At 63.8% G+C, this 19,255-nt stretch carries 24 protein-coding genes; 14 read left to right on the top strand and 10 right to left on the bottom strand.

The window, feature by feature from the left end:
* The first annotated feature begins 90 nt into the window (after window positions 1–90).
* Window positions 91–1,017, top strand: a complete 927-nt coding sequence (locus tag LNV09_RS02275; protein WP_263555446.1) for a LysR family transcriptional regulator — start codon at window positions 91–93, stop codon at window positions 1,015–1,017.
* Between the two features lie 213 nt (window positions 1,018–1,230).
* Window positions 1,231–2,343 (top strand): acyltransferase family protein, encoded by a 1,113-nt coding sequence (locus LNV09_RS02270; RefSeq protein WP_263555445.1) that lies wholly within the window; start codon window positions 1,231–1,233, stop codon window positions 2,341–2,343.
* Between the two features lie 27 nt (window positions 2,344–2,370).
* On the opposite strand, the gene LNV09_RS02265 is transcribed toward LNV09_RS02270, so the two are convergent.
* The 4 genes from LNV09_RS02265 to LNV09_RS02250 form a co-directional block, all read right to left on the bottom strand.
* Window positions 2,371–2,718: a carboxymuconolactone decarboxylase family protein gene (locus LNV09_RS02265; RefSeq protein ID WP_263555444.1), complete on the bottom strand. Its 348-nt coding sequence runs from the start codon at window positions 2,716–2,718 to the stop codon at window positions 2,371–2,373.
* 32 nt (window positions 2,719–2,750) lie between these two features.
* Window positions 2,751–3,284 (bottom strand): lipocalin family protein, encoded by a 534-nt coding sequence (locus LNV09_RS02260; RefSeq protein ID WP_263555443.1) that lies wholly within the window; start codon window positions 3,282–3,284, stop codon window positions 2,751–2,753.
* Between the two features lie 47 nt (window positions 3,285–3,331).
* Window positions 3,332–3,526: a YgaP family membrane protein gene (locus tag LNV09_RS02255; protein ID WP_263555442.1), complete on the bottom strand. Its 195-nt coding sequence runs from the start codon at window positions 3,524–3,526 to the stop codon at window positions 3,332–3,334.
* An 84-nt stretch (window positions 3,527–3,610) separates the two neighbouring features.
* Entirely contained in the window at window positions 3,611–4,291 is a 681-nt protein-coding gene (locus tag LNV09_RS02250; RefSeq protein WP_263555782.1) for a helix-turn-helix transcriptional regulator, read from the bottom strand.
* 111 nt (window positions 4,292–4,402) lie between these two features.
* On the opposite strand from LNV09_RS02250, the gene LNV09_RS02245 reads away from it, so the two are divergent.
* Window positions 4,403–5,017 carry a GNAT family N-acetyltransferase gene (locus LNV09_RS02245; RefSeq protein WP_263555441.1) on the top strand — a complete coding sequence of 205 codons (615 nt, stop codon included), beginning with the start codon at window positions 4,403–4,405 and terminating at the stop codon, window positions 5,015–5,017.
* 29 nt (window positions 5,018–5,046) lie between these two features.
* On the opposite strand, the gene lplT is transcribed toward LNV09_RS02245, so the two are convergent.
* Window positions 5,047–6,336, bottom strand: coding sequence for a lysophospholipid transporter LplT (gene lplT, locus LNV09_RS02240; RefSeq protein ID WP_263555440.1), 1,290 nt, complete (start codon window positions 6,334–6,336; stop codon window positions 5,047–5,049).
* A gap of 148 nt (window positions 6,337–6,484) precedes the next feature.
* Here lplT and alr point away from each other — a divergent pair, with 148 nt between their 5' ends.
* From alr to LNV09_RS02225, 3 genes are all read left to right on the top strand, one after another.
* Window positions 6,485–7,594: an alanine racemase gene (alr, locus tag LNV09_RS02235; RefSeq protein ID WP_263555439.1), complete on the top strand. Its 1,110-nt coding sequence runs from the start codon at window positions 6,485–6,487 to the stop codon at window positions 7,592–7,594.
* Window positions 7,595–7,600: 6 nt separating this feature from the next.
* Entirely contained in the window at window positions 7,601–8,005 is a 405-nt protein-coding gene (arfB, locus tag LNV09_RS02230) for an alternative ribosome rescue aminoacyl-tRNA hydrolase ArfB (protein WP_263555438.1), read from the top strand.
* A gap of 139 nt (window positions 8,006–8,144) precedes the next feature.
* A complete protein-coding gene (locus tag LNV09_RS02225; RefSeq protein ID WP_263555437.1) occupies window positions 8,145–8,516 on the top strand; it encodes a PspC domain-containing protein in 372 nt (123 codons plus the stop codon).
* Between the two features lie 3 nt (window positions 8,517–8,519).
* Here LNV09_RS02225 and LNV09_RS02220 read toward each other — a convergent pair whose 3' ends face one another.
* The 4 genes from LNV09_RS02220 to LNV09_RS02205 form a co-directional block, all read right to left on the bottom strand.
* Entirely contained in the window at window positions 8,520–9,401 is an 882-nt protein-coding gene (locus tag LNV09_RS02220; protein WP_263555436.1) for a DMT family transporter, read from the bottom strand.
* Window positions 9,401–10,030, bottom strand: a complete 630-nt coding sequence (locus LNV09_RS02215) for a LysE family transporter (protein WP_263555435.1) — start codon at window positions 10,028–10,030, stop codon at window positions 9,401–9,403. The genes LNV09_RS02220 and LNV09_RS02215 overlap by 1 nt, the downstream gene beginning before the upstream one ends.
* 66 nt (window positions 10,031–10,096) lie before the next feature.
* Window positions 10,097–11,248: an HD-GYP domain-containing protein gene (locus tag LNV09_RS02210; protein ID WP_263555434.1), complete on the bottom strand. Its 1,152-nt coding sequence runs from the start codon at window positions 11,246–11,248 to the stop codon at window positions 10,097–10,099.
* 25 nt (window positions 11,249–11,273) lie between these two features.
* A complete protein-coding gene (locus LNV09_RS02205) occupies window positions 11,274–13,076 on the bottom strand; it encodes an HDOD domain-containing protein (RefSeq protein ID WP_263555433.1) in 1,803 nt (600 codons plus the stop codon).
* Between the two features lie 85 nt (window positions 13,077–13,161).
* Here LNV09_RS02205 and radA point away from each other — a divergent pair, with 85 nt between their 5' ends.
* The 8 genes from radA (at window position 13,162) to LNV09_RS02165 (ending at window position 18,524) form a co-directional block, all read left to right on the top strand.
* Complete coding sequence (gene radA, locus LNV09_RS02200; RefSeq protein WP_263555432.1) at window positions 13,162–14,529, top strand: DNA repair protein RadA; 1,368 nt, start codon at window positions 13,162–13,164, stop codon at window positions 14,527–14,529.
* 2 nt (window positions 14,530–14,531) lie between these two features.
* The gene (locus LNV09_RS02195) at window positions 14,532–14,894 is read left to right on the top strand and encodes an antibiotic biosynthesis monooxygenase family protein (RefSeq protein ID WP_263555431.1); all 363 of its coding nucleotides are present in this window, start codon (window positions 14,532–14,534) and stop codon (window positions 14,892–14,894) included.
* A gap of 11 nt (window positions 14,895–14,905) precedes the next feature.
* Window positions 14,906–15,322, top strand: a complete 417-nt coding sequence (locus LNV09_RS02190) for a hypothetical protein (protein WP_263555430.1) — start codon at window positions 14,906–14,908, stop codon at window positions 15,320–15,322.
* Window positions 15,323–15,386: 64 nt separating this feature from the next.
* Window positions 15,387–16,322 carry a branched-chain amino acid transaminase gene (locus tag LNV09_RS02185; protein ID WP_263555429.1) on the top strand — a complete coding sequence of 312 codons (936 nt, stop codon included), beginning with the start codon at window positions 15,387–15,389 and terminating at the stop codon, window positions 16,320–16,322.
* Between the two features lie 18 nt (window positions 16,323–16,340).
* The gene (locus tag LNV09_RS02180) at window positions 16,341–16,553 is read left to right on the top strand and encodes a zinc-finger domain-containing protein (RefSeq protein WP_263555428.1); all 213 of its coding nucleotides are present in this window, start codon (window positions 16,341–16,343) and stop codon (window positions 16,551–16,553) included.
* A gap of 2 nt (window positions 16,554–16,555) precedes the next feature.
* On the top strand, window positions 16,556–17,005 hold the full coding sequence (locus LNV09_RS02175; RefSeq protein WP_263555427.1) for a YybH family protein: 450 nt from the start codon (window positions 16,556–16,558) through the stop codon (window positions 17,003–17,005).
* Window positions 17,006–17,016: 11 nt separating this feature from the next.
* Window positions 17,017–17,994: a YheT family hydrolase gene (locus LNV09_RS02170; RefSeq protein WP_263555426.1), complete on the top strand. Its 978-nt coding sequence runs from the start codon at window positions 17,017–17,019 to the stop codon at window positions 17,992–17,994.
* A 2-nt stretch (window positions 17,995–17,996) separates the two neighbouring features.
* A complete protein-coding gene (locus tag LNV09_RS02165; RefSeq protein ID WP_263555425.1) occupies window positions 17,997–18,524 on the top strand; it encodes a DUF2946 family protein in 528 nt (175 codons plus the stop codon).
* A 54-nt stretch (window positions 18,525–18,578) separates the two neighbouring features.
* Here LNV09_RS02165 and LNV09_RS02160 read toward each other — a convergent pair whose 3' ends face one another.
* Window positions 18,579–19,148, bottom strand: a complete 570-nt coding sequence (locus LNV09_RS02160) for a c-type cytochrome (RefSeq protein ID WP_263555424.1) — start codon at window positions 19,146–19,148, stop codon at window positions 18,579–18,581.
* Between the last annotated feature and the right edge of the window lie 107 nt (window positions 19,149–19,255).

The following is a 19,255-nucleotide window of genomic DNA, read 5'->3' as shown; positions in this document are numbered from 1 at the left end:
CCTGGTGAAAAATCTGAGCTCAGTCTAGATTGACAACCATCCAGTGACTAGACTCACTACCGATGACACATTGATGCTTAAATATTGACAATGAAGCACAGCATTTCACGCAGCCGCCGCACTGCGGCCGATCAGGCGCTGGACGCCAACGCCCTGGAATTGTTCGCCCTTATTGCGCTGGCCGGCAGCTTTGCGCGCGCCGCGCGTGAGCTGGGCCTGACCCGCGCGGCGGTCAGCCGGCGGGTGGCCGCGATCGAGGCTGCTGTGGGGCTGGCCCTGTTCGCCCGCAGCACCCGCAGCCTCAGCCTGACCGAAGCCGGCCGGCGCCTGCACGCTCGCGCCCGTGCCGTACTGGAGGCGGCCGAGGGCGCGAGGCTGGCGCTGCGCAGCGAGCGCGACATGCTCAGCGGCACGCTGCGCATCAGCGCCGCGCCGGTGTTTGGCGTCCATGTGCTGGCGCCGCTGCTGGCGCGCTTTCAAACCCTGCACCCGGCGCTGCGCTATGAGCTGATGTTCACCTATCGGCGGGTGGACCTGCTGCGCGAAGGCGTGGACATCGCCTTTCGCGCCACCGCCCGGCCGCCCGAGGATTGGGTGGCGCAGCCCCTGCTGCGCTATGCGGTGCGCGCCTATGGTGCGGCCGGCAGCACGCCGCTGGAGGGCCCGCAGGCCCTGCTCGACCGGCCCTGCCTGCTGGTCGGCCAGCATGAAGAGCCCAGCGCCGGCAACTGGGTGCACGCGAGCGGCGAGCGCGTCGAGCTGAGCATGCAGGCCAGCGCCTGGGGCAATGACCTAGACGCGCTGCTGGTGATGGCCAAGCATGGCCAGGGTGTCGTGCTGAGCCCGGATTTTTGCGTGCCGCCCGAGGCAGGCCTGGTTGATCTCTTGCCGGGCTGGCGGCTTGATGTGCAAGAAGGCGAGTGGATACAGGCGCTGACCTTGGGCGCGCCGGCGGGCTCGGAGACAGCGCGTGCGTTGTTGTACTTCTTGCGGGAGCATCTGGCGCCCTTGGTTTAGCGCTGGCTTTGTACACCCCCCCCGAAACGGGGCGGGCCCCTGGCGCTCCAAGGCCCAAACTCCTACAATCGCGGGTTTTGCGCAGCGGCAGCTTCGCTGCCCGACCCAAGTTGCACGTTATGTGTCACGTGTGGTCGCCCTCATTAAACATTTCGCGATAGAAGATCAAGTTCGCACGCCCTGCCACAAGCTGGGCGTGCGCGCACCCTCGGTATGCCCAAGCCAAACACCGCCCGTCTCTTGCATATCGATGCGCTGAAAGCCTTCGCGGCCCAGCTGATCGTGCTTCACCATCTATCGGCCTACGGGCCCATCGCCGAAGCCGTGCAGACCGTAGCACCACAACTGATCTCGGCTCTGTATCACTATGGGCGCATGGCGGTGCAGGTCTTCTTGGTGGTCGGCGGCTTCTTGAGCGCACGCGCTTTGTCCGCACGCGGCCAGTTGTTTGAAGGCAGCGTGCCCGAGCAACTGGGGCGCCGCTATCTGCGCTTGACCCTGCCCTTTATGGCCGCCGTGCTGCTGACGCTGCTGTGCTCGGCGCTGATTTCTGCCTGGCTGCCCGAGTTGGTGCCCGCTTCGGTCAGCCTGCCGCAGTTGCTGGCCCATGCCACGCTGCTGCACGGCGTGCTCGGATTTGAGTCCTTGACCGTCGGCGCCTGGTACGTGGCGGTGGACTTCCAGCTCTTTGCGCTGCTCTTGACGCTGCTCTGGCTGGGTCGCAGTCTGGCGCCCAGCCTGAGCCGCCAACAGGCCCGGCTCGTCGGCCCGGCGCTGATCCTGCTGCTGTGCCTGGCCTCGCTGTTTGCCTTCAACCGAAACACCGACCTCGACAACTGGGCGCCCTACTATTTCGGTGCCTACGGCCTCGGCGCTTTGGTTCACTTCCTGGGTTTGGTGAACTACCGCCGGCTCGCGCTGTACCTGATCAGCGCCGCCGTCTTGCTGGCCTTGCTGTTTGACTTCCGCGAGCGCATCGCCTTGGCTCTGGTGTGCGCTTGGGCACTCGCTTGGCTGCAGCAGCGCCATCAGAACGGCCAGCATCTGCTGGCCGACCACCCGCGTGCTGCGCCTCTGTTGGCGCATTTTGGCACCCACTCTTACGCCTTATTCCTGGTGCATTTTCCGATTTGCCTGCTGGTCAATGGCTTGTTTGAGCACCGCGATGCCGAGCATGCTGGGTCAGCTGTGCTGGCGGCCTTGGCTGCCCTGGCGCTGAGCAATATGGCGGCCGTGCCTTTCTATCGCTGGGTCGAAGCGCCTTCGGCGCGCCTGCGCCTGGCACCCTTGCTGGCCCGCCTGCTGCCCAAGGCCTCACGCTCCTGAGCGCAACAGTTGTTGGGCTAATCCAGGTTATTTTGGGGCCATGTCTTCCCAGGCCTTGATGACCTCGGCGCTGTACATCAGCGCCGGTCCGCCGCCCATATAAACGCAAACCGACAGCATTTCGTCCAACTCGGCCCGTGTGCAGTCCAGCTTGTGCAGCGCTTTGACGTGAAAGCCGATGCAGCCCGAACAATGCTGGGTGACGCCGATAGCCAGCGCGATCAGCTCCTTGTGCTTGGCACTCAGCGCACCGTCCTTCATCGCCGCGCCGGCCAATCGGCCAAAGGCCTGCATCGCCTCGGGCTGCGACTTTCTCAACGGCGCGAGATTGGCGTTGATGTCTTTGATCAGCCCAATATGGTCAAAGGTGCTCATGCAGATGCTCCAGATATCGGTAAAGTGACTGTTCAGTCCAGCGGCTGCGTCTGCGGCGTGCGCTGAAACGCCGCGCGATCGAAACCCAGCTCGCCCGCCCGGTCCAGCAGTTTTTGCAACACAGCCTCATCCATTTGCGGCGTGCGCGACAGGACCCAGGCGTATTTGCGGCTGGGCTCGCCGATCAAGACATGCTGGTAGTCGCTGTCCAGATCGAGCACCCAGTAATTGCCGTAAAACGGCCAAAAGAAAGTCACCCTGAGTTTGGCGTTAGCGCTGCCTTCCACGACCTTGGCGTGACCGGCCGTACGGTCGACCTCGCCCTTGGCTGTGCGGCAACGGTTGATCACCTCGACCCGCTCGCCATCGAGCCGGTAGCGCGCCTGGGTATCGGCCACACATTGCTTTTGGAAGCGGTTGGGCAGCAGCGCAATCTCGTACCAAGCGCCGGCATAACGTTGCAAATCTACTGCAGCAACCGTCGGCAAAGCAGCAGGCTCCGGCGCCGCATAGACCGAGTCACAGCAAGCCAAGAGTGCTGCCAGGACAAAAGATGGATTTCGCATGGGGTGGCCGGTCAGAGATCAGGCCGCCACCATAGCAAAGGACAAATTCACCGGTCTTTCATCGGACATGTATTCATGCCCAATAAAGGATAGGCCGGGCAAAAACGGAACACGCCCGTCAGCAGCGGCACGATGCCGATATAGCCCCAAACACCGACTGTGCCGGTCGCAGCCAGCGCAATCAGGACTAAGCCGCCCGCAATCCGCAGCACCCGATCCACCGTACCCACGTTTGCTTTCATCGCAACTCCTTCAACAGAAGCAAGGCCAAGTTCAGCCTCAGATGAAGATTGTGGGGGCGTCGCCGCGGACAAACTTGCGCCAGATCAAGCCTGACTCTCGGCCCGCCGCATATCGGCCAGCGTCTTGCCGGCTTCGTCGCGAAACTGCTCGTCAAGCAAGCTCAGGCCCTGGATGCGATCAACCCGGAAGTTGCGAAAGCCATTGCGCTTCTCGCACCAAGCCGCCAGCGTCCAGGTCGGCCCCCAGAAGTAGCAGGCCAAGGGTCGCACCACGCGCTCGCTGGCGGCACCGCCCAAGTCCAGGTAGTCGAGTCGCAGCTTGTGGCGGCTCTCGGTGGCCTCACGCAGCTTCGCCAGCCGATCGCGCATGGTCTGATCCAGCCCGCTCAGCGGCGCATACAAGGCCAAGCTCTCGGCGGCGGCCCGAGCCGCCGCCGGCATCACGCCCAGGATCTTCAGCATCGCCTCCTCAGCCTGGCGGCCCAGGCCGCTGTCCAGCTGGCCCTGCGCCAAGCGCAAGGCCGCCACCAACGCTTGCGCCTCTTGCTTGGTGAACATCAAGGGCGGCAGATCAAAGCCGGCACGCATGCGGTAGCCGACGCCCGCCTCGCCGTCGATCGGCACCCCTTGCGCCTGCAAGGCGGCAATGTCGCGGTAGACGGTGCGCATCGACACCTCCAAGCGATCGGCCAGGAAATCGGCGGTCGACAAGCGGCGCCCGCGGATCAGATGAACAAGTTGAAAGAGTCGGTCGGCACGGCGCATGGTCCGCATTGTCGGGCCAGTATCAGCCCGCACAAGACATTGGCACGCGACTTGCGTGAGTGAGGGCATCAACCCCCTGCTAAACGCTAGACCACGGATAAGGAGCTTTCCATGAGAAGACTTGCTGCATCCACCTTTCAGCTCGGTGCCCTGCCCTTGCAAAACCCCTTCATCGGCTCGCTGCAGGCCCTGCACGGCCAGCATTTCGGCCGCGGCCAGATCTGGGTTGCCCGTGCCGGTGACATGATCAGCCGTCCGGCGCCGAGCCCGACGGTGCAAATGGAGTCATTGGCTCAGGCCGAGGTTCAAACGCTGCTGACCGAGTTGGATCAGGAGCTGAACCATCTGCTGCGGCCCCAACAGGAGCCGCGCCGCAATGCCAAGGCCGCACTGCGGCGGGCAAGCACACGCTTGGCCGTGGTGCGTGACGCCCAAATGCGGGTCATTGCCTGCGGGGCCTTGCTGCTGCACGAGGAGTACGCTGAGCTGGCGTGCTTGATGGTGGCACCAGCCCGGCGCGGCCAAGGCATGGGCAAACTTTTGCTCCGCAAGCTGGAAAGCGAAGCGCTGCGCCTGGGCCGCCCTCTGCTGAGGCTAGAGGCGGATGTGCGCCAACATGCGCTGCATCATCTGGCCGAAGGCGGAGGCTTTCAGCGCTGCGGCCCCTTCGATGAGCGCCGCGCCAATCCCTTCGGCGTATTTATGGAAAAGCTGCTGGGGCGCTGAGCAAGCGTCGCTGCTTGCTCGCAGGAGGTTCAAACGCCGGGATGGCACTCATCGCAACGCGCCAGCACCATCAGGCGCTCGACTTCTTCGCGATGATGGATGCAATTGCTCTTGTGCCAAAGCCGGATCAACGCCATCGTGCCGGCCACGATCAGACCAAAGATCGAGATGGCGATAAAGGCCGACAGCCCGATCCTCGTCATGCCGGTATAGAGCGCGCCCAGGCCCAGGATGCAGGCTTGTTCGTTGAAGTTCTGTACCGCGATCGAGCGGCCCGCGCCCATCAGGTTATGGCCCCGGTGTTGCAGCAAGGCGTTCATCGGCACGACCAAGAAGCCGCCGACCAGCCCGAGCAAAATCAGGAAGGGCACGGCCACCCAGATATTCGTCACCACGTTGAGGCCGACCACCAAGAGGCCCAGGATGATGCCCAGCGGGATCACCCGGGTCGCCCTGTCAAGGCGCATATACATTGACGCGGCCACCGCGCCGACCGCCGTGCCCAAGGCCACCACACCGCCCAAGGTGGACGCTTGCGTGGTGGAGTAGCCGAGTGCTGCCGCCGCCCAGGGGAACACGATGATGCGCATATTGCCCGAAATGCCCCAGAACAGCGTCGTGGTGGCCAGCGAGATTTGACCCAGCTTGTCGGCCCACAGGCGCGAGTTGCAGGCCGCGAAATCACGCACCAGCACGATTGGGCTGCCAGCCAGCGGCTGCAAGGCCGTTTGAGTGCGCGGGATGGCCAGGTTAAAGGCAGCCGCGATCACATACAGGATCACCAGGCTGGCAATTGCAGCCTCAGGTGGCGTATCCACGCCGGTATCAATGAAGGGCATTTCAAAGCCCAACAACAGCGGCGACAAATGCGGGCCGACCAATTGACCGCCCAGCAGGATGCCCAAAATGATTGAAGCAATCGTCAGCCCTTCGATCCAGCCATTGGCCTTGACCAGTTGCGAAGGTGGCAGCAACTCGGTCAAGATGCCGTATTTGGCCGGCGAATAAGCCGCAGCCCCCAGGCCGACGATCGCGTAGGACAAGAGCGGGTGACTGCCGAAAAGCATCATCAGGCAGCCGACAATCTTGATCAGATTGGCATAAAACATCACCTTGCCCTTGGGCACGGCGTCCGCGAAAGCGCCCACAAAAGGTGCCAGCACCACATAAAACAAAGCAAATATGGGGCCCAACGCGGGAATCTGCCAGGCCGGCGAGCCCGTGCTCTTCAGCATCTCGATGGCTCCGACCAGCAAAGCTTGGTCAGCCAGCGAGCTGAAGAACTGCGCTGACATGATGGTGGAAAAGCCTTTTTTCATGAACCCATTCAAAACTGCTGAGAAGGCGCCACCCCGGCCAAAAACGCGCGGCAAATGTGGTGCTGCGCCGGGTTTATAGCATGCGCCTTGTTCTAGGGGGGGCGATGGCGAGGCCCAAGCCCCCTCGGCGAGATGCCACAATTCGGCCATGCCGCGTCCTATTGAAGCCCTCATCCACGTCCCCGCCCTGGCCCATAACCTTGCCCGCGCGCGCGCCTGTGCGCCGGATGCGATGGTGTGGGCGGTCGTCAAAGCCAATGCCTATGGCCACGGCATCGCCAATGCTTATGAAGGCCTGCGCGGTGCCGATGGCTTCGCCTTGCTTGACCTGGACGAGGCGCAGCAGCTGCGCGCGCTCGGTTGGCGCGGCCCGATTTTGCTGCTGGAAGGCGCTTTCGAGACCCGCGATCTGGAACTCTGTTCGCGTCTGAAGCTCTGGCATGCCGTGCATTGCGAGGAACAGATCGACTGGCTGGCGATGCACAAGACGCATGAGCCGCACCGCGTGTTTCTGAAGCTCAATAGCGGCATGAACCGGCTGGGCTTCAGCGCTACCGCCTTCCGCGCCGCCTGGACACGGCTGAACGCCTTGCCGCAGGTGGACGAGATTTCGCTGATGACGCATTTCTCCGACGCCGACGCGCTGCGCTTCGGCGTCGACGGCATCCAGCACCAGCTCGATGTGTTCGAGGCCGTCTGCGCCGACCTGCCCGGTGAGCGCTCGCTCAGCAACAGCGCCGCCACCCTGCGCCACAGCGCACGCGTGCGCAGCGACTGGGTGCGCGCCGGCATCATGAGCTACGGCGGCGTGCCCGACTACCCTGAGCATGGCCCGGAACATTGGGATCTGCGGCCGGCGATGACGCTGCGCTCCAGGATCATCGGCGTGCAGCAACTGCAGGCCGGCGACACGGTCGGTTACGGCAGCAGCTTCACGGCCGACAAACCGATGCGCATTGGTACGGTCGCCTGCGGCTATGCCGATGGCTATCCGCGCCATGTGCCGAGCGGCTCGCCGGTGCTGGTGAATGGCCAGCGCACGACGACGGTCGGCCGGGTCTCGATGGACATGCTGGCGGTCGACTTGAGCGCCTTGCCCCAGGCCGGCTTCGGCAGCGAGGTGACGCTGTGGGGCCAAGGCCCCAAGGGTCAGGTCTTGCCCATCGATGAGGTCGCCAAGGCAGCCGGCACGATTGGCTATGAGTTGATGTGCGCGCTGGCCAAGCGCGTGCCGGTGACCGTTCAACATCTGGACTGAGTTGCAGTGAATCTGCACTGGACGCCGGCCGATTGGGAGCTCGATTTCAGCTTCATCCGTGCCAGCGGTCCCGGCGGGCAAAACGTCAACAAGGTCTCCAGCGCCGTCCATCTGCGCTTTGACATCCATCGCTCGACGCTGCCGCCCATCATCAAAGAGCGGCTGCTGGCGCTGTCTGATCAGCGCATCACCAATGAAGGTGTGATCGTCATCAAGGCGCAGGAAACCCGCAGCCAGGAGCAAAACCGCGCCGATGCTGTGGCCCGGCTGATCGAGATGGTGCAAGGCGTCGCCCACACACCCAAGACCCGGCGCGCCACCAAGCCGACCTATGGCTCCAAGATGAGGCGGCTGGAAGGCAAGGCGCAGCGCAGCGGCATCAAGGCCGGGCGTGGGCGGGTCAGTGAGTAGACGAATAGCCAGGGATTACCCTAGGTTTTAACGCCTCGGTCGGCGCGCCTTGCAGTTCGTCGCACGCCGCTCGCTTCGTGCCGAACTAGACCGCAGACTGCAGGCATGGCACTTCAGCCTGCAGTATCAGGAGCTCACCATGTCTTTCAGCAACGAATTCGAACGCCTCGCCGATTTGCATCAAGCCGGCCTGCTGTCCGACGATGAATTCAGTCGCGCCAAGGCCAAGCTGCTGGACGGCGCAGCAGACATCAACGGCACTGATGCGCCGCGCCGGCAGCCTCAAGGCGCCGGCCTGGGCCACGCGATCAACGGTCTGCAACGCAGCCGCGATGAACGCTGGTTGGGCGGCGTGTGCGGGGGTTTGAGCCAGATCAGCGGCTTGGCCGCCTGGATCTGGCGGCTGATCTTTATTGCCTTCCTGCCCTGCCATGGCATCGGCTTGATTACCTACTTGATCCTGTGGGTGCTGGTGCCGGAAGAGCGCGAGGAGCCCTTGCGCTTGAGGTAAAGCTCAGCGCTGCTTGGTCGCCAGATAGATGCTGACCAGGCACAGCGCCATGCCGCTGACGGACAAGACCGTCGGCACCCAGCCTTCCAGCGCGGCCGAGATCACCAGCGCTATGACCGGGATCACCACCCCGGTCAAAGCGGCCCGTGCCGGCCCCTGCAACTGGGCCAACTTGAAATACAAGACAAAGGCTGTGACCGAGCCAAACACCGACAGATAGAGCAGGCTCAAGACATAAGGCGCATGCCAGTCAAAGTGCAGACCCTGGCCGCTCAGCAGCGACATCAGAATCAAAAACAGCGCGCCATAGCCCATGCTCCAGGCCAGCACGGGCACCAGCGCCAGCCCACGCCGGGTCAGCGTCAGCGTCAGCACATTGCCGATGCAGGCGGCCAAGACGGCCAACAGCCCCAAGCCTAGGCCCAACGCTGCACTAGGCCGCGCGCCGGTCTCGGCAATCTCGGGCCAAAAAATCATCACCACACCGAGCACGCCGCCGCTGGCCGAAACCAGGAAGCGCCGCGTCACCGACTGACCGAAAAAGAGCCGCCCGGACAAGGCGTTGCCGAACACCATCAGGCAAAACAAAACCGCCACCAAGCCGGTCGGGATATGCCGCTCGGCCTCGTAGACCGAAAAGTAATTGCCGCTGTACTGGACGATGCCGGTGGCCAGCATCAGCCCGTGGGCGGACACCGGCATGCGCAAGGACTCGCCGCGTATTCGCGCCAAGCCTATCAACAAGAGCGCCGCAATCGCAAAGCGCCAGGCCACCGAGTTCAGCACCGGCACGCCGCTGGCCAGCTGATAAAGGATCACATGCCAGGTGCTGGCCCAGATCAGCGTCGGGCCCCAGAACAGGGTGCGGGCAGACAGCCGCGCCATCAGGCGCTGCGCTTGAAGGTCGCCAGCAAGGCGCCGGCCGCGATGAAGAGCGTGCCAAAGGTGCGGTTCATGATTTTGATGTGGTGGCTGGAGCGCAAGGCCGACAAGACTCGGGCGGCCAAGGCCGTGTAGCCGGCCATCACCACCATATCGGTGAAGGCCAGCGTCGCGGCGATCACCAGGTATTGCTGGGTCAGATCGCCCTTGAGGTTCAAGAATTGCGGCACCACCGCCAGCAGGAACACCGTGCCCTTGGGGTTGACCGCATTGATACCCCAGCCGCGCAGCACCAGTTGGCGGCGCGTGATTTGCGGGCCTTCACTGCGGGCCGCCACCATGGGCGTAGCCGGCGCGCGCCATTGCTGCACGCCCAGATAAACCAAGTAGGCGACGCCCAAATACTTGACCAGCGCGAAGCCGATGCTGGAGGTGGCGATCAAGGCGCCAAGCCCTGCACCGACCAAGAGGATCTGGGTCAGGATGCCCAGGATCAGACCAAAGGTGGTGAAGTAGCCGCGCCGAAAGCCGTGATTGAGCCCCGAGCTCATCGCCGCGATGGCGCCCGCGCCGGGGGACAGGCTGATCGCCCAAGAAGCGGCGAAAAATGCAGCCCAAGTCGAGAATTCCATCGTGAGTCCTAAGCTGCTGAAACAAAACAAGCCGGCTTTGTAGCACGAACGGGTTTTCCTCGCTGCTCAATGGCTGGGATTCAAGCTGTCCAAGCCATGCATGCCGTACAGGCCGTAGAGCCGCTCACTGGGCATGCGGGCCATCATGCTTTTGTCGGCCTCGACACCAACCACCGCGTATTCGCGCTGCGCCGTGTCAAAGCGTTGCAGCTGCGCCTTGAGCTGACCTCGGCTGTCCGCCAGCGCCATCACCAGCGGGCATTGCAGCGTAGCACCGCGCCTGATCACCACCGCCAAATCGCCATTGGCCAGACGCAGCAACTCGCCCGGCGGATACATGCCGAACTCTTTGATCAAGGACGCGGCCATAGGGTTGCCCGGGTTTTGCTCATAGACCTGGCGCGCGGCGACCTTGATCTCCAGCGCCGGCCGATTGACGCGCGAGCTGATCTTGGCCAGGAACACATCCACCAGGCGCAGCAGCTGCGCCATCTCACAGATATCGCGCACGCCCTTGGGGTAGCCCCTGCCGCTGGCCTGCTCATGATGCTGAGCCACCGCCTGCAACCATTCCTCGTCATCGATGCCGGCGGCGCGCAGGCGCTTGTAGGCTTCTTCCGGGTGCAGCCGCAGCAGCTCACGCTGCGAGGCCGTCAGGCGCCCACCCGTCATGGCATAGACGCCCTGCAGCTCAATGATGCTGACATTCATCGTCAAGGCCGCCTTGACGACTCTGCGCTGCCTGACCTCGGCCCAGCCCAGTCGGCGCGCCACCATCAGGCTCAGCGTGGCGACGTACAAGGCATGCGTGAGGCCGTAAAGGCGCAATTGCAGCCCCTCTTGACGCACGGTTTGGTAGAGCGCCAGATCACCATCTTGCACTGCCAGGGCGATCACCTCGCTGGCCGCCTCATCGCAACTTGCCATGAAGTGCAGGCCGTCGGGCAAGGTCTTCAACATTGCATCGACGGCCCAGACCGCCTGCGCCCAGCGCGTTGCCAGCGGCGGCGGCTCGGTGGGCACCTTGTCGCCGGCCTGCAGGGCGCGCAGCTCCGCCATATCGGCATACATGCCGCGGGCCAACAAGGCGGCCAGCTGCGCCGCACTGATGACGATCTGCCCGCAGGCCAAGAGCAGGCCGCCCTCGGCGTCGCGCACATTGAAGGGCAGGCGTGCCCCGATCCGAATTTGTTCCGCGACCAGCTTCAGCAATTGCATGATTTGTGGTCCGGGGGGAAAGCCCTTAGTTGTTGCCGCCACCAAAGCGCAAGGCCATCACGACCTGGTTGCGCAGCGTCTTCAGCAAGGTCAACTCCCGCTCGCTGATCTGCAAGGTGCCCGCATCGGCCTTGTCACCGTAGAAGGCGCCGAGCACTTGGCCGCCCGCCACCATGGGCAGCAGCACAAAGGTGCCGGCCTGCACCTGGTTGCGGAACCAGGCCGGCAGGCGCTGCGCGATCACCGGGTCAGCGGTGTCCGAGATCAAGGTATCGGCGCCCTTGCTGCAGAGCAGGCCGAACAGTTCGTTCGGCGGCTGCAGCGGGATTTGGAATACCGGCGCCAAAGCCGTTGCGCGCTCGCCCACGCCCATGCCGCCCTTCAACATGGCGCCGCTGCCGTCCCGCAGGCAGACCACCACGCGGCGCAGGTTCAAGGCTTCATGCATCTGGCGCATGCAAAGCTGCAGCAATTGGCCGGCAGGCGCTCCGGCCAAGACCAGGCCGCTGAGTTTTTCGAGCGCGTCAGACAGCGACTCGGCCACCGCCGGGTTGACCGGCAGCGTCGGCGCTACGGGCCTTGGCGCTGCCGGTTTGGCGGCGGCTATGGCGGTGGGCTTGGCCGCTGCTGCCGGCGCAGCAACTGGCGCCGCAGCGCCCAGCTTCGCGGGCGCCGGCTTGCTGGCCAGCTCGGCCTCCTTGGGTTTTTTCGCCACCGCAGGCGCCGCCACCGGGCCAAAGCCGAGCACCTGCGCCAAGTCGTCCCAGACCTGCTGCACGCCCGCCACTTCCTCGACCAGCGGCTCGGGGTTGAGGCTCAAAGGCACAGCCATCTCGGCCGCAAAGCGTTCGACGCAGGCGCGCCGGGCCTCGGCCTTTTCTTCTGCCGAGCCGCCGCCGGGCAGGCCCAGCAACTGAGCCGCCAAGACATTGGCCGAAGTGCAAAGCACGCGCTGGTATTCCTCGGCGCTGGCGGCGCGCTCGCTGCTGCTGGGCTGCAGGCGGCGCATGCCGTTGCGCACGGTTTCGGGCCAACCCCATTGCCCGGCCACGTCGATCGCGATGTCTTCGATGTCCACGCCCCAATGTTCGCGCGCCAGCTTGTCGCGTGCGTCCATCCATTCTTGCTTGCCGACGTCCAGGCCGCGCGCCGCCAGCTTTTCTTCAAAGCCGTGCAACTCCTCGGGGAAATGCAAGCCCCCCAACATGCCCCCGAGGTTTTGGAACAAAGCGGCCAGATAGGCCACCTCCAGCTGCTTGCTGCGGTTGCAAAACTGCTGCGCCAGCAGCGCGGCCAATTGGGCGCGGCCAAACTCCTCGCGCAGCCGGTTGCCGTCCGAGCCCTTGGGCAGGCGGTCAAACAGCATCAGTGAATTGGCCATCATGCCGACGGTCTGAAAGCCCATCAACGCCACCGCGCGCTGCAAATTGGTGATGGAGCCGCCGCCGGCCGAGCTATAAAACGCCGCATTGACCAGGCGCAAGAGCTTGGCCGTCATCGCGATGTCTTCCGAGATCGCGCCGCTGAGCGCGCGCGCATGGGCGTTTTCGGAGCGCGAAATCTTTTGCATCAAGCGCACCGAGTCCTTCATCGAAGCGAAGTCGGCTTGTTTGGCAATCTTTTGCATCAGGCGCTTGTGGCGCGCCTCGCGCTCGGCCGCGGCCTTTTCTTCGGCCTCACGTTCGGCATCCCGCTGGGCTTGCAGCCGGGCAGCCTCGGCCTCAGCGGCGGCTTGCTCTTCTGCGCTCAGTTCGGCTTGCGCAGCGCCGGCTGCCTCTGCGGGCGCCTCGGCTGCGGCGGCCGGCAGCTCCGATATCTCTGTAGTCATTCTTTACGGTCCCTGTTGACGGAACTAAGACCATCGGCAGTTTTGCTAAAAACCTGAAGCCCGACTTGCAGGGACAATCTGCCCCATGGCCAAAGAAAAATCAATCTACACCTGCAGCGATTGTGGCGGCGTGAGCCCCAAATGGCTGGGCAAATGCCCATCTTGTGGTGCCTGGAACACGCTGATTGAGGGCGTCGCCGACACAGTCGGCGTCAGCGTGAAAAACAACCGCTATCAAGCGCTGGCCAAAAGCCAGCCGGTAGCCACGCTGAGCGAGATCGAAGCCGCCGACTTCGAGCGCACCCCCACCGGCCAGGAAGAGCTGGACCGCGTGCTGGGCGGCGGCATCGTCGCCGGCGGCGTGGTCTTGATCGGCGGCGACCCCGGCATCGGCAAGTCCACCTTGCTTTTGCAGGCGATTGAAGATTTGTCCCACAAGCTGCCGGTGCTGTACGTGACCGGCGAAGAATCGGGCGCGCAGATCGCGATGCGCTCGCGCCGCCTCGGCCTGGCCGGCAGCAAGGTACGGGTGCTGGCCGAAATCAGCCTGGAGAAAATCCTCGCCACGCTGGAGGCCGAACACCCGGCTTTTTGCGTGATCGATTCGATCCAGACGCTCTATTCCGAACACCTGTCATCCGCACCCGGCTCGGTCGCCCAAGTGCGCGAATGCGCGGCGCAGCTGACCCGCACCGCCAAGGCCAGCGGCTGCGCCATCGTGCTGGTCGGCCATGTCACCAAAGAAGGTGCAATTGCAGGCCCGCGCGTGCTGGAGCACATCGTCGACACGGTGCTGTACTTCGAGGGCGACACGCATTCGAGCTTTCGGCTGGTGCGGGCGATCAAGAACCGCTTTGGCGCCGTCAACGAGATCGGCGTGTTCGCGATGACCGAGAAGGGCTTGAAAGGTGTTGCCAATCCGAGCGCTATTTTTCTGAGTACCCACGGCGAGCCGGTGCCGGGCTCTTGCGTGCTGGTCACATTGGAAGGCACAAGGCCGCTGCTGGTGGAGTTGCAAGCGCTGGTCGACAGCGGCGGGCCGAGTCCGCGGCGGCTCTCGGTCGGCCTCGACAAGGACCGCTTGGCGATGTTGTTGGCGGTCTTGCACCGCCATGCCGGCGTCGCGACCAATGATCAGGATGTGTTCATCAATGCGGTCGGCGGCGTGCGCATCAGCGAGCCGGCGGCCGACTTGGCGGTGCTGCTGGCGATCCAAAGCTCACTGCGCGGCCGCCCACTCCCCAAGGGTTTCATTGCCTTCGGCGAGATCGGCCTGGCCGGTGAGGTGCGCCCGGCGCCGCGCGGTCAGGAGCGGCTGAAGGAAGCCGCCAAGCTCGGTTTTAGCGTCGCCGTGGTGCCCAAGGCGAACGCGCCGAAAAAGGCAATCGAGGGGCTGACCGTGCATGCGGTCGAGCGGATTGAAGAAGCGATGGATCTGGCCAGAGGACTGTGACGATGAAGAATTTCGAGTTCGAGCCTCCCTATTACGCGGTGATCTTCACCAGCCAGCGTAACTCGGTCGAGCTGGGCTATGCGGAGATGGCAGACCGCATGGTCGAGCTGGCGGCGCAACAAACGGGTTATTTAGGCGTCGAGAGCGTGCGCGGCGCCGACGGTTTAGGCATCACCGTGTCCTATTGGCGCGGCCTGCAAGACATTGCTGCTTGGCGCCGCCAAGGCGAGCATGAGCAGGCAAGAAACCAAGGCCGCGCCGACTGGTACAGCCACTATGCGCTGCGCATCGCCAAGGTCGAGCGCGCCTACGGTTGGGATGCTGCAGATGGCAGCGCCGATCCGATGTTGGCGTCACGCGGTTAGCATTCGCTCCCATGAATACTTGGATTGGAAGTGCGCTGGCCGTCATCGCCTTTATCGCTGGCGGCTTGTTGTGGGGCTGGAAGGGCGTGATCCTGGCGCTCAGCGTGGTGGTGTTCTGGCTGCTTTTGCAGTTCGGACGGCTGATGCGCATCATGCGCACGGCCTCCGAAGCACCGGTTGGGCAGATCGATAGCGCGGTGATGCTCAATGCCAAGTTGCAAGTCGGCATGAAGCTGATCGACCTGCTGCCCTTGAGCCGCAGCCTGGGCCGCAAGCTCAGCGACAGCCCCGAGACCTATGGCTGGATCGACGCCGGCGGCGTGCAGCTGGAAGTCGTGATGAGCAAGGGCCATGTTGTCAGCTGGTTGCTGAACCGCCCGGCCGAGCCGGATGACACGCTGCCGGCATCGACCCTGCAAAACCAGTAAGGCCGGCGGCAGCGCCGCTAGAATTGGCGGCTAAACCCCCTTTCAATGCAGCAAGGACAGGCCCATGTCACTGGACGATCGCGACGGCAAAATTTGGATGGACGGCGAGCTGGTGGAATGGCGTGACGCCAAGATCCATGTGCTGAGCCACACCTTGCACTATGGCTGCGGTGCCTTCGAGGGCGTGCGCGCCTACAAGACCGACAAGGGTCCGGCGATCTTCCGCCTGCAGGAGCACAGCCGGCGCTTGTTCGACAGCGCCAAGATTTTGCGCATGAAGATCCCCTTCACCCAAGAACAGGTCGAAGAGGCGCAGCGCCAGGTCGTGCGAGAGAACAAGCTGGAAAGCTGCTACCTGCGCCCGCTGGTCTGGATTGGTTCCGAAAAGCTAGGCATCAGCCCCAAGGGCAACAAGATTCACTTGATGGTGGCCGCCTGGGCCTGGGGCGCCTACCTCGGCGAAGACGGCATGAAACGCGGCATCCGCGTCAAGACCAGCAGCTACACACGCCACCATGTCAACATCACGATGACGCAGGCCAAGGCTGTTAGCAATTACACCAACTCGATCCTGGCCAATATGGAAGCGACCGAGGATGGCTATGACGAAGCGATGTTGCTCGACGCCTCGGGCTTTGTCTCCGAGGGCGCGGGCGAGAATCTGTTCGTGATCAAGAACGGCGTGGTCTACACGCCCGATCTGTCGGCCGGCGCGCTGAACGGCATCACCCGCAATACGATCTTCCACATCTGCGAAGACCTGGGGCTCAAGCTGGTGGAAAAGCGCATCACCCGCGACGAGGTCTATATCTGCGACGAGGCCTTCTTCACCGGCACCGCCGCCGAGGTCACGCCGATCCGCGAGCTGGACCGCATCGAGCTGGGCACCGGCAGCTATGTCGGCACACGTGGACCGATCACCGAGAAAATCCAAGCCGCGTTCTTTGACATCGTCAACGGCCGCAATCCGAAATATGCGCATTGGCTCAGCCTGGTCTGAGCTGAGAGAGAAATCATCATGAGCAACAGCACCAACACATCCATCGTTGAAGTCAGCGCCGCCGACGTACAAGGCCCCGGCGTCGTCGCCTGCCCCAATCCGAAGATGGCGCTTTGGAGCAGCCATCCCAAGGTCTTCATCGACCTCAGCCATGACGGCCAAGGCAAGTGCCCTTATTGCGGCACAGTCTACAAGCTCAAGGCCGGTGAAGTGCTGCACGGCCACCACTGAATATGCATCACCCCAAAGTGCCGGCCGCTGCGCTGCTGTCCTCGCCCGAAGACACCGAGGCGCAGTTTTACGAAGCGCTGCAGCAGGCCGATTTGAGCCGGCTGATGGCAGTCTGGTCGGACGAGGAGGAGGTCTCCTGCGTCCACCCTGGCGGGCCGCGCGTGGTTGGCCTCGGTGCGATCCGGGCGGCCTTCGAGGTCGTGTTCGCCCAAGGCGCGATCTCGGTGCATCCCGAACGCGTTCGGCGCATGCAGACCAATGAGACCGCCATCCATCAGGTGCTGGAGCGTGTCATCGTAGAAGGCAGCGGGGGTCAGCAAAGCGCCTGGGTGATCGCCACCAATGTCTACCTGAAGACGGCGATGGGTTGGCGCATGGTGGTGCACCATGCCAGCCCCGGCACCGCGCATGACATCCAGGAAGTCATCGAAGAGCCGGCGACCTTGCATTGAAACCCAGTGTTATGCAGTACCAAGCCCCACGCTGGCTACCGGGCGGCCAGGCGCAGACCATCTGGCCCGCGCTCTTTTCCCGCCATACCGGAGGCCCCAAGCTCGACTTCAGGCGCGAGCGCTGGGACACGCCCGACGGTGATTTTGTCGATGTTGACTGGCTGGACTATCCCGGTGATGACCCGGCCATTGAGCGACCGCTGCTGGTCTTGTTCCACGGTCTGGAAGGCAGCTCGCAAAGCCACTCCTCGCAAGCCTTCGCCACCGTTGCACGCTCGCGCGGCTGGGCGTTTGCGATGCCGCATTTCCGCGGCTGCTCGGGCGAGCTGAATCTGGCGCCGCGCGCCTATCACTCGGGTGACTTCGAGGAGGTGGGCTGGATGCTGGCGCGCTTCAAGGAAATGCATGATGGCCCGGTGCTGGCGGCCGGTGTTTCGCTGGGCGGCAACGCCTTGCTGCGCTGGGCCGAGGAGCACGGCCAGAGTGCGGCCGCCACCACGCGGGCGGTCTGCTCGATCTGCTCGCCGGTCGATCTGGCTGCGGCCGGCCACGCCATCGGCCAAGGCTTCAACCGCCTCGTCTACACCCGTATGTTTTTGCGCACCATGGTGCCCAAGGCGCTGCGCAAACTGCAGCAGCATCCGGGCCTGTTCGACGGCGAGCGGCTGCGCGCGGCCAGCGATCTGTACGAGTTCGACAATTTGTTCACCGCGCCGCTGCATGGCTTTCGCAGCACCGAGGACTATTGGGCGCGCGCCTCGGCCAAGCCGCATCTGAAACGCATCCGCATCCCGGCGCTGGTGCTGAACGCTCGCAATGATCCCTTTGTGCCGGCCGCCAGCCTGCCGCGCCAGCAAGATGCAGGGTCCTATGTGCAGCTCTGGCAGCCGGCGCAGGGCGGCCATGTCGGCTTCGCCCAAGGTCGCCCGCCCGGCCATGTGTTCGGCATGCCCGAGCAAGTCTGTGACTGGTTGGCGCGGGCGCTCTAGCGATGGATGCCATCGTCGCCGCGGCGCTGAAGAAATGGCCCAATGTGCCGCATTGCTACGGCTGGCTGGCGCTGGACGCGCGCGGCGATTGGTATATGCGCGACGAGCGCATCCAGGCGGCGGGGCCGTTCCCCCAAATCAAAGGCAGCCGCATCACGCATGAGAAGCTGCGCCAGTTCATTGAGCGCAACTACGCGGCAGACGAGTCGGGCTGCTGGTTCTTCCAGAACGGGCCACAACGCGTCTATCTGCAGCTCGAAGCCGCACCCTGGGTGTTCAGGCTGGGCGCAGATTTGATCAATGACGGCTTGGTGCACACGCACACCGGACTGAGTTGCAAGGTCGAGTCCAGTTGGCTGGATGAACATGACCGCCTCTTCCTCTCAACCCCATTGGGCCTGGGTCTGGCGCACAGCATGGACATGGACTGGGCGGCACAGGCCGTAGATGCCGGACTTTGGGCGCCCAGGCCCAGCACGCATGCCGAGTTACTGCAGCGGCATCGGGTGGTCTTGAATCCCTTGCCTTGAGCGCATAAAAAAACCGACCTCAGCGGGTCGGTTTTTTTGCTCTGGAAAGCCGCTTCAGTTAGCGGCTGCCGAAGCCGCTGCTGCCGGAGCTTTGGGCTCGTCAAACTTGGCGCCACCCTGGTTGGCCATATAGACCACCGCACGGCCGATTTCGAAGTCGCTGAAGTCGCCGCCACCTTGCGCGCCCATGGCGTTCTTGCCCTTCAAGGCCGAGTGCAGCAGCGCCTCGAAGCCGGCGCCGATGCGCGGGCCCCAAGCTGCTGCGTCGCCGACTTTGGGAGCACCGGCCGCGCCGGTGGCGTGGCAAGCCGCGCATTGCGCCTGGAACACTTGTTCGCCGGTCTTCAGCGTCGCGACGTTGTTCGCATCCTTCAATTCGATGCTGCCGATGGGCTGAATACGCCCGGCCACGGCCATCGCCTCAAGAGCTTCGCTGCCGGCGGCCGGTTTCGTGTCGGTGCTGACGTAGTTAGCCAGCATGATGATCACGATGATGGGCACAACGAAGGCGAAAAACACCGCCCAAGCCAGCTGTTTGGGCGTCTTGATCGGGCCTTCATGGGCCTCTTCCTCGTGAGCGTGCGCTTGAGCTTTTGCGTTCTCGTGATTGTTGTTTGCGCTCATGAAATCCTCGTTGGCCGATTAGCCGTGTTGGGCAGAGAAAAAAAAGGGCTGTGCCCCGCAAATACGCAGGGCGCAAAACCGGCAGATTATATCTAGCCCGTTGACGC

The sequence above is a fragment of the Paucibacter sp. B2R-40 genome (assembly GCF_025717555.1).
Lineage (GTDB): Bacteria > Pseudomonadota > Gammaproteobacteria > Burkholderiales > Burkholderiaceae_C > Paucibacter_A.
The sequence above is the reverse complement of the archived record's forward strand: the minus strand, read 5'-3'. Positions and strand labels throughout refer to the sequence as shown.

Coding starts and splice junctions, on each gene's coding strand:
- LNV09_RS02275 (WP_263555446.1), top strand. CDS start 91: ATGAAGCACAGCATTTCACGCAGCCGCCGCACTGCGGCCGATCAGGCG.
- radA (WP_263555432.1), top strand. CDS start 13,162: ATGGCCAAAGAAAAATCAATCTACACCTGCAGCGATTGTGGCGGCGTG.
- LNV09_RS02180 (WP_263555428.1), top strand. CDS start 16,341: ATGAGCAACAGCACCAACACATCCATCGTTGAAGTCAGCGCCGCCGAC.
- LNV09_RS02170 (WP_263555426.1), top strand. CDS start 17,017: ATGCAGTACCAAGCCCCACGCTGGCTACCGGGCGGCCAGGCGCAGACC.
- LNV09_RS02270 (WP_263555445.1), top strand. CDS start 1,231: ATGCCCAAGCCAAACACCGCCCGTCTCTTGCATATCGATGCGCTGAAA.
- LNV09_RS02185 (WP_263555429.1), top strand. CDS start 15,387: ATGTCACTGGACGATCGCGACGGCAAAATTTGGATGGACGGCGAGCTG.
- LNV09_RS02190 (WP_263555430.1), top strand. CDS start 14,906: ATGAATACTTGGATTGGAAGTGCGCTGGCCGTCATCGCCTTTATCGCT.
- LNV09_RS02160 (WP_263555424.1), bottom strand. CDS start 19,148: ATGAGCGCAAACAACAATCACGAGAACGCAAAAGCTCAAGCGCACGCT.
- LNV09_RS02220 (WP_263555436.1), bottom strand. CDS start 9,401: ATGGCGCGGCTGTCTGCCCGCACCCTGTTCTGGGGCCCGACGCTGATC.
- LNV09_RS02265 (WP_263555444.1), bottom strand. CDS start 2,718: ATGAGCACCTTTGACCATATTGGGCTGATCAAAGACATCAACGCCAAT.
- LNV09_RS02255 (WP_263555442.1), bottom strand. CDS start 3,526: ATGAAAGCAAACGTGGGTACGGTGGATCGGGTGCTGCGGATTGCGGGC.
- LNV09_RS02250 (WP_263555782.1), bottom strand. CDS start 4,291: ATGCGCCGTGCCGACCGACTCTTTCAACTTGTTCATCTGATCCGCGGG.
- LNV09_RS02225 (WP_263555437.1), top strand. CDS start 8,145: ATGTCTTTCAGCAACGAATTCGAACGCCTCGCCGATTTGCATCAAGCC.
- LNV09_RS02245 (WP_263555441.1), top strand. CDS start 4,403: ATGAGAAGACTTGCTGCATCCACCTTTCAGCTCGGTGCCCTGCCCTTG.
- LNV09_RS02195 (WP_263555431.1), top strand. CDS start 14,532: ATGAAGAATTTCGAGTTCGAGCCTCCCTATTACGCGGTGATCTTCACC.
- alr (WP_263555439.1), top strand. CDS start 6,485: ATGCCGCGTCCTATTGAAGCCCTCATCCACGTCCCCGCCCTGGCCCAT.
- LNV09_RS02175 (WP_263555427.1), top strand. CDS start 16,556: ATGCATCACCCCAAAGTGCCGGCCGCTGCGCTGCTGTCCTCGCCCGAA.
- LNV09_RS02215 (WP_263555435.1), bottom strand. CDS start 10,030: ATGGAATTCTCGACTTGGGCTGCATTTTTCGCCGCTTCTTGGGCGATC.
- LNV09_RS02260 (WP_263555443.1), bottom strand. CDS start 3,284: ATGCGAAATCCATCTTTTGTCCTGGCAGCACTCTTGGCTTGCTGTGAC.
- LNV09_RS02205 (WP_263555433.1), bottom strand. CDS start 13,076: ATGACTACAGAGATATCGGAGCTGCCGGCCGCCGCAGCCGAGGCGCCC.
- LNV09_RS02210 (WP_263555434.1), bottom strand. CDS start 11,248: ATGCAATTGCTGAAGCTGGTCGCGGAACAAATTCGGATCGGGGCACGC.
- lplT (WP_263555440.1), bottom strand. CDS start 6,336: ATGAAAAAAGGCTTTTCCACCATCATGTCAGCGCAGTTCTTCAGCTCG.
- LNV09_RS02165 (WP_263555425.1), top strand. CDS start 17,997: ATGGATGCCATCGTCGCCGCGGCGCTGAAGAAATGGCCCAATGTGCCG.